At 48.4% G+C, this 10,684-nt stretch carries 7 protein-coding genes, 8 pseudogenes and 1 other annotated feature; of the genes and pseudogenes, 8 read left to right on the plus strand and 7 right to left on the minus strand.

The features are described from left to right. The first annotated feature begins 432 nt into the window (after window positions 1-432). Window positions 433-1,791: a hypothetical protein gene (locus BM331_RS04465; protein ID WP_074927415.1), complete on the plus strand. Its 1,359-nt coding sequence runs from the start codon at window positions 433-435 to the stop codon at window positions 1,789-1,791. Continuing rightward, window positions 1,776-2,867, plus strand: a complete 1,092-nt coding sequence (locus BM331_RS04470; RefSeq protein ID WP_074927417.1) for a phospholipase D-like domain-containing protein — start codon at window positions 1,776-1,778, stop codon at window positions 2,865-2,867. Before BM331_RS04465 ends, BM331_RS04470 begins: the two co-directional genes overlap by 16 nt. A gap of 314 nt (window positions 2,868-3,181) precedes the next feature. On the opposite strand, the gene BM331_RS04480 is transcribed toward BM331_RS04470, so the two are convergent. The 3 genes from BM331_RS04480 to BM331_RS04490 form a co-directional block, all read right to left on the minus strand. Next, window positions 3,182-3,586, minus strand: coding sequence for a hypothetical protein (locus BM331_RS04480; RefSeq protein ID WP_074927421.1), 405 nt, complete (start codon window positions 3,584-3,586; stop codon window positions 3,182-3,184). Between the two features lie 185 nt (window positions 3,587-3,771). Continuing rightward, a complete protein-coding gene (locus BM331_RS04485; RefSeq protein ID WP_074709668.1) occupies window positions 3,772-4,056 on the minus strand; it encodes an Lpp/OprI family alanine-zipper lipoprotein in 285 nt (94 codons plus the stop codon). A 277-nt stretch (window positions 4,057-4,333) separates the two neighbouring features. Continuing rightward, window positions 4,334-4,966, minus strand: a complete 633-nt coding sequence (locus BM331_RS04490; protein WP_074927423.1) for a glutathione S-transferase family protein — start codon at window positions 4,964-4,966, stop codon at window positions 4,334-4,336. A gap of 308 nt (window positions 4,967-5,274) precedes the next feature. On the opposite strand from BM331_RS04490, the pseudogene BM331_RS12165 reads away from it, so the two are divergent. Next, window positions 5,275-5,394: pseudogene (locus tag BM331_RS12165) on the plus strand (IS1595 family transposase); the annotation flags it as partial. 123 nt (window positions 5,395-5,517) lie between these two features. Here BM331_RS12165 and BM331_RS11415 read toward each other — a convergent pair. Further along, window positions 5,518-5,890 (minus strand): annotated as a pseudogene (locus tag BM331_RS11415) (transposase); the annotation flags it as partial. After that, window positions 5,545-5,664 (minus strand) — a sequence feature (AL1L pseudoknot). (Overlaps the previous pseudogene by 120 nt.) Before the next feature lie 179 nt (window positions 5,891-6,069). Then, window positions 6,070-6,495 (minus strand): annotated as a pseudogene (tnpA, locus tag BM331_RS04500) (IS200/IS605 family transposase). Between the two features lie 306 nt (window positions 6,496-6,801). Here tnpA and cheY point away from each other — a divergent pair. From cheY to BM331_RS04520, 4 genes and pseudogenes are all read left to right on the plus strand, one after another. Beyond that, window positions 6,802-7,197 (plus strand): chemotaxis response regulator CheY, encoded by a 396-nt coding sequence (cheY, locus tag BM331_RS04505; RefSeq protein WP_074927424.1) that lies wholly within the window; start codon window positions 6,802-6,804, stop codon window positions 7,195-7,197. A 47-nt stretch (window positions 7,198-7,244) separates the two neighbouring features. After that, window positions 7,245-7,886 (plus strand): protein phosphatase CheZ, encoded by a 642-nt coding sequence (locus BM331_RS04510; protein WP_074927426.1) that lies wholly within the window; start codon window positions 7,245-7,247, stop codon window positions 7,884-7,886. A 152-nt stretch (window positions 7,887-8,038) separates the two neighbouring features. Continuing rightward, window positions 8,039-8,353: pseudogene (locus tag BM331_RS04515) on the plus strand (integrase core domain-containing protein); the annotation flags it as partial. Window positions 8,354-8,453: 100 nt separating this feature from the next. Next, window positions 8,454-8,702 (plus strand): annotated as a pseudogene (locus BM331_RS04520) (transposase); the annotation flags it as partial. Window positions 8,703-8,723: 21 nt separating this feature from the next. Here BM331_RS04520 and BM331_RS04525 read toward each other — a convergent pair. Continuing rightward, a pseudogene (locus BM331_RS04525) lies at window positions 8,724-8,969 on the minus strand (transposase); the annotation flags it as partial. Between the two features lie 239 nt (window positions 8,970-9,208). Between BM331_RS04525 and BM331_RS04530 the strand changes: the two are divergent. Next, a pseudogene (locus BM331_RS04530) lies at window positions 9,209-10,561 on the plus strand (IS110 family transposase). Window positions 10,562-10,581: 20 nt separating this feature from the next. Here BM331_RS04530 and BM331_RS11595 read toward each other — a convergent pair. After that, window positions 10,582-10,684 (minus strand): annotated as a pseudogene (locus BM331_RS11595) (transposase); the annotation flags it as partial.

The following is a 10,684-nucleotide window of genomic DNA, read 5'->3' on the forward strand; positions in this document are numbered from 1 at the left end:
ACGGTTAGAGGGTTCAGATTGTGATAAAAATTGGGGAACGGTGTGTCAAGAAAGTATCAAGATAAAACCAATCGTCATTAACCGCAGGCGACATACATATTCCATATAACTGCTTTACACTGGATTATCGTCACATTTAATGACGGGCTGGATAAAGCTCATCCCGTGCTTCCGGGTTGTGCGATTATGATAGTTGGCAACCCGGTACCAAACTGGCAAAATTAACAGTTCCTGAAAAATCTCTACACTTTCACCCCAAGGTTGGTTGAAATTACAGCATTATCGTACGTTCTACACTGTTCGACTGATACGGAAGCCGCAAAACAGTATTGAACATTCAATTCCCATTCTGATTGTAAATGACGAAATATTACTGCTTCCGCCCCCCAAAAAAATCGGCCAGCCTGAACTGACATCAATAATAATTTCACTATGAAAGCTCTATTCTTTCTTCGCCACTATAACGACATCGATCACATTACTCCGGTTGTTGCAAAATGGTCTGAATCAGGCCACTACGCAGATGTGGTTCTGCTGGGGCATGCAAAATTCCTAAATGATTACCGCATTAAATATTTGGGCAGCCTCGACCGTGTTCGTATTGCGCATATCCGGGAACTACTACCCTCATTGGAATTTTTGCAGTGGCGTCTGCAGACATTCCTGCTGATCAGAGGCGTGAAGCGTATTTTTCTGGTTGGAAAACTTGCAGAAATGCTGGCCAGAAAATATGATGCCCGAAAGCGTGAGCCAATCTGGCGCAGTACGGCCGAACGGTTATTGAAACGTACTTTTGCTGATACCGATGAGGGTGTCATTGCGTTCGATTGGGTCACCAGCGTCTCACCCGTCCCGATCGAATGGATCGAGACCATTGTTACGATGGCAAAAGAAAGAAAACTGGGCGCAGTATCGCTACCGCATGGTGATAGCCCGCATGCCAACCAGCTGATACGTCATCATGAACGGGCTATAAAACCGAATACCCTATACGCAGATGCAAAAATATTTGACAAACTCGTGGTACCAAACGAGTTATGTGCGATCCGCTTTCGGCCATTTCTGAGCAATCAGGCGATCGCCGTGCTGGGCTCGCCGCGCTATTGTGATGAATGGCTGAATAAACTGGCCACGCTGTCACCGCCCCCTCGGCTGAACACTAACCCGGACACACGGCTCAGAATCGTCATGTTCTTAAGAAAACGTGAATTCACCACCTTCTGGGAAGAAGTTCGCATAATTGTAGACATGATTGCCGCATTCCCCGGCGTGGAGCTGGTAATCAAACCACATACGCGTGGTGGTTGGCGGCAACCATTAACTGACAACGCCTCCCTGCGCCACCTTCCGAATGTGAGCGTGGCGGAAGACAGTATGCATTCAATCTCCCTGATGAATTGGGCAGATGTCATTATTGACCTAGCCACTTCGGTGGTATTTGAAGCGGTCAAAGCCAAAAAGCCTGTACTGGCTGCCGATTATCTGCACGCTGGCCGATCTGCACTTGCGCATTTCATGCCAGAAACAGAACTAAAATGCCGCGACGATGTATACAAGCTGATTGACAGATTCTTAACTACCGGTTGCGATAACTTTTATGTAGAGGAACATCGCCGACGCTTCATCAATGAAATGTTGCATGTCGGCGGCGCTGATGTTTTGCCACGTTATGTAGCTCTGCTGGAAGAACAGGCCAGGTGGGTGAAAATAGAAGAAGCTGACGAAACAAGTAAACAAGAGGAATCCCGCTCAGTATGGGGACAGATCAAGGCATTATGTGGACTTTATTAAACAAAGTTCCGGCACCACAAGCCAGAACAATTTCTTCTCCTGAAGTACATTTTGGCGATCCAAGTCAGCCTCCTGGTCAGCTACGCAACCTACTAGAAGCACGGATTGCTGCGGTTCCACCTGGTGGAACCATTGACTGGGTAACGTATTATTTCCGTGATCTCCGCCTGGCGAATGCACTCGTTCAGGCGTATCAACGCGGTGTTCGCGTCACGCTGAGCCTGGAAGGCAGGCCACGTATTCCTTATGCTAATGACGAAGTAATTGCCCTGCTCTCAGGGCCAGATGGGCTAGGTAATGCACTGCGCATTATTACCATTCCCGGCTTGCCATCACCTGCAACGAAATCCTGGAAACCACAGCTGCATGAAAAACTCTACTGCTTCTCACACCCCGAACCAGTTGCCTTTATCGGCTCGTTTAATCCATCGGGAAATGATCCGGAAGATGATCCGGACATCATCCGGGAAATTGGCGACCAAAATCGTGGCCATAACGTTTTAGTTGGACTTAAGGATCCGATACTGGTCGAGAAACTGGCAGAACATGCAAGACGATTACACCAGTCACCACCAGGGCTTTCCTATCGTTTTACCACGAAGGCAAGTAGCAACATCCACGGTGCAGACACCGATATTTATTTCTGGCCTCGGACCGATGCTCACCCTATCGTACGATTCCTGCATAATGTTGGCAGCGGCGCACGTGTCCGGATTGCGGCTTCGCATATTAGGATGGGGCGCACGGTTGATATTATGGCCCGGTTGGCAAGACAAGGTGTTGACCTGGAAATACTGGCAGAATCGACGCTCAGGCGCGTCACTCCACAGGTGGAGCGGCAACTAGCCAGCGCTGGAATCCGCTTTAAACGCATCCAGCATTCTGAATTCCTACCCATGCATCTCAAATTCGTACTGGTTGAGGATAGTAATCATGCCTGGTCAATCTTCGGGAGCTTTAACTGGACCAGGCCCTCGTTCTGGCTAAATCATGAAATCGCCGCTATTTCCAGTAATCCAGTTATTTTTGAATCTTTTGCACGTTGCTGGGACAAGCTGCGACAGGTTGAAAAATAGGAGCATCAGGTCAATATCGGATCTGGCAGGTTATTAAAAATAATCTGATCCTAATAAGTTGTATCTGCCAAGCCTCTCTTCCAATAATTCAAACGTAGTGATATCGCCCTCTTTGTCATACTTCACATCATCGTTTCTTGTAAAATTTCTCTGGAGAAACCGTGCGTTATTGATTCTCCCATCAACAAGAATCAATGTACCAGGAAGAAAAGTTGATTCCATTAACATGCAGGTCACCAGACATCACTGTTCGTTCGTCGCAATTAAAGCTCAAGCCATTAATACTTCCTTGTACATCTTTGGGAGATGGTCCATCAAAATTCAGCGATAACGTCAGGCAGATGCTTGTAATAATGACAAAGCTGGCCATTAAATGTGCCTATTTCAACATTGCTATGCTGAAAATGCACACGTGAGAGTAAATGTGCTGGAAATCTGCCTTTTACATTTTGAATCCATTCACTGGAAGCATCCGCCATGATCACAGTCGAATACCCGAGCCCGAATTCAATGATTGTGAAGGGTCTTCTATGCCTGATTAACTTGTGTAAGCGAACCAGATCATCAGCCTTTGGTGGAAATGGAATTTTTATTTTTCCAGAGACAGCATCAAATACGCTATCTTTATGGTCAATATTTTCCTGAAAATCTATAACCCTATCCAGTCCATTTGATTGGATATAGTCTTTGTGCATCTCGTATTGTTCTTGCCCATTCATTTCCTGGCCTTTAAGTGCTCCTGAATTCTTACAGGAGTCAGCAATACTGCAAGATTTTCAAGAATCTGCTAACCGAAACAAGCACCGGAACTACCCCGGGCCTTACTTTGTTTCACATGAATAAGCGCAAGAGCCAATATCACAAATGAACAGGGAAAGCCCGAGGTAATTACAAAACAATTACTTTATTTGTGCATTGCACGTTTAAACATGCGATCAATTTTTGTCTCGGTATCAATCGAGCGTGCATTGGCTTCGTTAGCCTTATCCATTGCTTGATTGGCAATATTCACTGCATCATTAGCAGTTGCTCTAGCAGCCGCCGCATCTGACTGTACTGCAGATACATTAGATTCCAGTGCATCCACACGAGATCTGAGCGCATCAACATCACCCGTCGTCGCACAAGCGGACAAACCTGCACAAGCACCTACCAATGCCAGCATTGACACCATTCTTTTCTTATCCATACCACTCGTCTCCTTAATAAAAAAACAAACACACATTACTACACACTTTTACTCACTGCTCCGGGAGAAACAGTGAGTAACCCAGTCCGGTTTGTATCGCATTACAAAATAAATCAAATGCAACACAGGCCGGAACTTTAATTAGTTCTGCAGTGACAACACACAGCGACATTTTGCTTGCACCCTGACCAACTACCAATTCAGATCAGGTTTCATTTTTCTCCATACTTGTATTCCCTAAATCTAAAAAATACAGCATATAGAAATATATGTTGCTCTATGTCTTCAATAACGCCTTACTAAGTTCAGCACTGGGTCGCGCCGCGATACGCTCGAACCACGGGCTTATATTCGGCAGGTTGCGATCAAACGACTGGTTGACCGACTGACCAAAGTCCAGCCACACATACAGCCAGATATCAGCCACAGTAAAGCGTTCACCACACAGATATGGACCAGTTCCGAACATACCATCCAACCAGTGCAAACGATCCTGCGCCACGTGCTTCATCCCATCAGCTGCTTCAGGCACAACTGGAATGCGCGATTCAAACCGAGCCAATCCTTCAGCATAATGGTAGGCATTGTGTATGAATTCGGTAACATTAAGCTCTACACGCCGCCACCATTGACGGGTTTGTGCACGCTGCTCGGGTGTACTTCCGACCAAACTGGGTAAGGGGTAGCGCTCTTCAAAGTATTCTGCAATAGCAACAGCCTCCGTAAGCATACTGCCGTCATCCAAACGCAAAGCCGGAGTCTGTCCCGTCGGATTAACAGCCAGATACGCTGACTGACGATTTTCTCCGGTCATGACATCAACTGTTACTGCCGGTAACTGCAATTGTTTTTCCAGCAAGAACATTCGCAGACAGCGTGGCGCAGGGCTGTGAGCATCATAGATCAGCATAAATCAACTCCGTTATTGAATATCAAGAGTAAAAGTGTGCATCCCGCTCATTATTACTCACGTGAGAATGTCTTATCAGCAAATATTTCATCAAGCTCAAACCCTTTATTTGCTCCTGGTAAGTATCGTCGGCTTGCAGTACCTCGATTCTTGGCATCAAGTATATACAATTATGCAACTAGAATACCCGACATGGAAGAGCAGCTAAAAACATAACCTGATTAGCAACGAACGTCAGCAAGGTTTATCTGATGAGTTTGTTGCGACATAAAAGTCATGGCTGTTAATGATACAAGGAGTTATTGATCATGGTGATGAATCGAATTCAATTTCGATCTGGGCTGTCGATGCTGGAATTTCTCAAGGGCTTTGGTGCGGAAGCGCAGTGCGAGCTAGCGCTGGAAGTTGCCCGCTGGTCGGATGGGTTTTAACGAATGGACACGTATTGCGATCCTCGATCGGAGTGATGGATCAGGGCTTTGGCGGGGCGGCAATCATACAGAGCCTGTTCCAGCGCATCGAGCACGAAATCCGTACTCATGGTGCTGCTAACGAGCGGCATAACGCCGATACGCCGAGGGGGCAATCTGCAATACCCTCCTGCAGATTGGCTCGACCCCGTAAACATCCCGGTGCTGGTCGATATACGTGCTCACAACTTCAGTTTGCGGTCGAGCTCCGCCTAGGCGAAAAAAGCACCGGCTGTTTTCAATATCTCATTGGCACGACGCAGTTCTTTGTTCTCAGTTCCAATACCTTGAGACGGTCGCGTTCACTGGCCGTCAGACCATCGCGTGTGCCATCGTTGACCTCGCTACGCTTGACCCATTCCAGCAGTGTGGAGGGTACGCAGCCAATCTTCGGTGCAATTGATTCGACTGCTGCCCACAGCGATGGATACTTACCGCGATGCTCCTGAACCAGGTGAACAGAGCGTTCTCAAACTTCGAGGGAAAACTTGTTCTGCTTATTTTTCTTATTCATGGCTCTATTCTCTCAAAAATTGGAGCCTCCTCAAAACCCGGGGCAATTCACACTGGCTTTAGCCGGTAGTTAGAGTTACGGACTGAAAGTCCGGATACGCATCGACTAAGCGACGCGTCTTATTCCGGTTCTATTCTAAAATTGTCGTTTGGATTAAGCATCAAAATGATGCTCAGGTATTGTTTGATCATCTCTTCTGTCATCTGGCCTACCGTCGCGCAGAAATACTCGCGCGCCCCAAAATGCCTGCCCCAGTGCTTCTTCTTAAGGTGAGGAAATTCTTCAAACAGATAACTCGACGTTCGTCCTTTTATCCGTCTCATGATCTCACTTGGGCCATCTCCGGCGGACAACTCACCAGTATATGCACATGATCCTTACTCACTATGCCTTGCACAATTCTGATTTCAAATACTTCGCACGTCTGACGAACCAATTCTCGTATCCGTTCCGCTATCTCTCCTTTCAGAATCTTGTATCGATACTTCGTTACCCATACAAAATGGTATTCAATCAACCGTATGACTTCCATATCTATAGTCCATGCCACACCTCCTGTGTGGCATATTCTCGCAGCTAAAGCTGACCGGCTAAAACCAGTGGTTTTAACCCCATGATGGATAATAAAAATTCTGTAATGGCGCTGTTAAAAATTTACTCAAGTATTTTCCTGCCGGACCGTTTACTGGAGGGCAAGATTCTGAATTTGGCAAACAAAACAGATAAGTGCATGTTTAACCTGTGAAATTCAGATTATCTATTCCAAAAATGGAAAATAATCCTCCAATTTTTTACAGCAGATAACTACAAATACCCGGGCATAAGGCAAAGTTACTTAAGGAGATAACGCAATGACAGATAAAAATCTCAGATTTCTGGTAGTGGATGATTTCTCGACAATGCGCAGAATTATTCGCAACCTGCTCAAGGATCTCGGTTTTAATAACGTTGAAGAAGCTGAAGATGGGGCTATGGCCTTGAAAAAACTACGTGATAGCAACTTCGATTTCGTTGTTTCAGACTGGAATATGCCTAATATGGATGGATTAACCATGTTGCAAAATGTCCGTGCGGATAGCGCATTGAAAGACATTCCTGTACTGATGGTCACCGCCGAAGCAAAAAAAGAAAATATTATTGCTGCAGCCCAGGCTGGAGCAAACGGGTATATCGTCAAACCTTTTACGGCCGCCACGCTAGATGAAAAATTGAACAAAATTCTCCAGAATATGGCTGTACACGCCTGAGCCGTTTTTTTGCCTATCTTCTGACAAACAGGTATCAATCCATAAAGATGAATAGCAGCCTGGATACTAATAACAATGTTATCGATCACCTCGGGCAACTTACCCAAATGCTGCACAACTGCCTGTCTGAGCTCGGTCATGATCAGCGTTTGCAGCAGGCAAGTATCGGGGTATCCAGTAGCAAGGATGGGCTGGCCTATGTTGTCAACAAAACAACACAGGCCGCCGAATGTTCACTGTTGGCGATCGAAAACGCCAAGCCCATCCTGGAAAATCTTGCAGCAAATGCTACCAATTTGCACAAGTTATGGCATCAGATGCCAGAAATAACAGTCACCGCTATCGCAGACCATCCTGTTCTAAACAATACACTCAAGCAAACCCTTGATTTTCTGAACGACATCCCTGAGCAGACAAGCTCCACACAAGCCTATCTTACGGAAATCATGGTAGCTCAAAATTTTCATGATCTGACCAGCCAGGTCATTCAGAAAATTACTCACATGATCGAAACAATCGAACAGGAAATGCAGCAATTGCTGGCAGAAGAAAATTCGACAAAAAAAGAAGCTTCGATTGAAAAAAGGAACGACTTAATGAATGGGCCTGTCATTAATCCGCTAAAACAAGACGATGTGTACGCCAATCAAGAACAGGTTGATAACCTGTTGACCAAGCTTGGTTTCTGAAAGAGAGCACTAAACTGCGGGCATTGTCTGGCCGTAGAATTTTATGATGTACAGTAAAAACTTCTATTTATCGTAAAACGTAACCTTCCCCGTATCTACGTCATACATCCCACCAATCAAAGCGATTTCATTATTACCTAACTATTCATCGACTGCGTACCAGCAAGTTTGCTTACGCCGAGCTGCTGCTCAAGTACAGCAAGCTGGAAGCAGCGCAGCTCCTGCGCAATCTCATCACCACCATGCCATATAAAATCCACATCACCCTGACAGACAACGGCATCCAGTTCACCAATCGCAAAACAGACAGGTACGCCTCCTTACATATCTTTGATCGTGTTTGTCTGTAAAATAATATGGAACATCGCCTTACCAAACCGAATCATCCTTGGACCAACGGTCGGGTTGAGCGTATGAACCGAACCCTCAAGGAAGCAACCGTCAAACGATACCACTATGAAAGTCATCAGTAGTCCTGATTAGCAACGAACGTCAGCAAGGTTTGTCTGATGGGTTTGTTGCGACATAAAAGTTATGACTGTTAAATGATACAAGGAGTTATCGATCATGGCGATGAATCGAATTCAATTTCGATCTGGACTGTCGATACTGGAATCTCTCAAAGGCTTTGGTACGGAGGCGCAGTGCGAGCAAGCGCTGGAAGTTGCCAGCTGGTCGGATGGGTTTCACTGTCCACGCTGTAACGGTACTGCTTACTATGTCATACGTGATGGTATACGCAAGGTTTTTCAATGCAGAGCCTGCCGACATCAGACCTCATTGATTGCCGGGACAGTTTTTCAGGGCACTAAACTAACCTGAGTTCGGGATAAGCCCTCAAGCTTTGACCAAGGTATTGACTCTGGTGAGATTCAAGGTTGGTTTGTTATCGGACAAACAGTAAGCGACGATACCAGCCATTAGGTTCACGATAAAATTGAAGAGGGAGCGATGTCGGGTGTGCTCGATCTGGCAAAGATTTTTCAACTCATCAAAGACAGTCTCAATCAGGAAACGGTGACGTAGAATGATTTTCTCGAACACGGTACGGGGCACAGGCTTCATGTTTTTCTTGAGAGCAGTCCAAGGCCTCGTGGGGCTCCGACGTGGGCGGAGAAACGGTTTTGCGCTACAAAGAGAGCGGCGGCGCCAAAATGACCGACACACCAATGGTGCAAGTTGTAACAAGCCCGCATGAGAGCATGGTCCGGGAATCGTCGACGACAGTGGTGAACACCGTAGTGTGTATCCCGTTCAGGAGATCGAGTCGACTATGACGCCTCCCATGGTGCCGCCGTTCATCAACGATTGTGGAGCAAACCATGGCGATGCGCAAGACAGAAGATGAGGTGTTTCCCAACGCGGCCGGAATCGATATTGGCGCATCCAGCCACTGGGTGGCGGTTCCCCGCCATGCCGCGAACGATCCGGTACGTGAGTTTGGCGCGATGACCGATGACCTGAATGCGATGGCGAACTGGCTGCTGGCCTGTGGGGTGGACGCCGTGGCATCGGAATCGACCGGGGTCTATTGGATTCCGGTGTACGAGGTATTGGAGAGCCGAGGGCTGTAAGTCTGGCTGGTCGATGCGCACCAGATGAAGTATGTGCCCGGGCGCAAGAGCGATGTGCTCGATTGCCAGTGGCTGCAAAAGCTGATGAGCTTTGGGTTGCTGCGCGCGGCATTTCGCCCCGGTGCCGAGGTGTGCGCCATTCGGGCCATTGTGCGGCAACGCGAGGTGCTGCTCGCCGAGCAGGCCGCCTGGGTGCAGCGCATGCTCAAGGCGCTGGTGCAAATGAACATTCAACTGAGCGAAGTGCTCACCGATGTCATGGGGATGACCGGGTAGGCGATCATTCGCGCCATCGTGGCCGGCGAGCGTGACGCGGCCGTCCTGGCGCGACATCGTCACCGCCGCATCAAAGCCAAGGAGGCTGACATCCAAAGGGCGCTGACCGGCAACTGGCGCGAAGAGCATCTGTTTGTGTTGGCGCAAGCGCTGTGCCTGTACGATATGCTGGCGCAGCGCATTGTGGAGTGCGACGCCAGAGTCGAGGCGCTGCTCGCCCCGCTGGGGATCCATGAGGTGGATTTGACGGGACCGGCCAAGCGGGCTGGTAAGCACACCCCGGCCTTCGATCTGCGTACCGCGCTGGCCCGCTGGGCCGGCGTCGATCTCACGCGCATCAACGGCCTGGCCGTCAGTTCGGTGATGACTATCCTCTCGGAGGGCGGCCCGGACTTAAGCCGTTTTGCCAACGTCAAGCATTTCTGTTCCTGGCTCGGGTTGTGCCCTGGTTCCAAGGTGAGCGGCGGCAAGGTGCTCTCGGCGCGCACCCGACGCTCCACCAATCGCGTGCGCCAAGCGCTGAAAATGGCAGCCATGAGCCTGTCACGCAATGGTTCCGCGCTGGGCGCGTTCTATCGACGCCTGTGTGTCTCGACGCCTGTGTGTCGACGCCTGTGTGCCCGCATGGATAAGCCACAGGCCAACACCGCCGTCGCCCACAAACTGGCCCGCATGGTCTACTTCATGATCACCCACGGTGAAAACTTCGTGGATCGCGGACAACAACAGTATGAAGATCAGCAACGCCAGCGCAGCATCGCCGCGCTCAAGCGTCGCGCCGCAGACCTCGGCTTTCAAGTGACCCCCGTAATGGAAGGCACATAAAAACACGAGCATGAGGTTTGTTTCTCAGGAGGGGTGATGAGTTGAAGGTTTTGCCGATCCAGTGCTTCAGTGAGCCACTGGGCGATGTAGCCTTTATCAGCGAACAATTGGCCGAACAGTCCT

Source organism: Nitrosomonas eutropha (assembly GCF_900116685.1).
Classification (GTDB): domain Bacteria; phylum Pseudomonadota; class Gammaproteobacteria; order Burkholderiales; family Nitrosomonadaceae; genus Nitrosomonas; species Nitrosomonas eutropha_A.

Bases quoted from the DNA above. Each gene is read 5' to 3' on its own strand.
- BM331_RS04465 (WP_074927415.1), top strand. From the start codon at position 433: ATGAAAGCTCTATTCTTTCTTCGCCACTATAACGACATCGATCACATT.
- BM331_RS04470 (WP_074927417.1), top strand. From the start codon at position 1,776: ATGTGGACTTTATTAAACAAAGTTCCGGCACCACAAGCCAGAACAATT.
- BM331_RS04480 (WP_074927421.1), bottom strand. From the start codon at position 3,586: ATGAATGGGCAAGAACAATACGAGATGCACAAAGACTATATCCAATCA.
- BM331_RS04485 (WP_074709668.1), bottom strand. From the start codon at position 4,056: ATGGATAAGAAAAGAATGGTGTCAATGCTGGCATTGGTAGGTGCTTGT.
- BM331_RS04490 (WP_074927423.1), bottom strand. From the start codon at position 4,966: ATGCTGATCTATGATGCTCACAGCCCTGCGCCACGCTGTCTGCGAATG.
- cheY (WP_074927424.1), top strand. From the start codon at position 6,802: ATGACAGATAAAAATCTCAGATTTCTGGTAGTGGATGATTTCTCGACA.
- BM331_RS04510 (WP_074927426.1), top strand. From the start codon at position 7,245: ATGAATAGCAGCCTGGATACTAATAACAATGTTATCGATCACCTCGGG.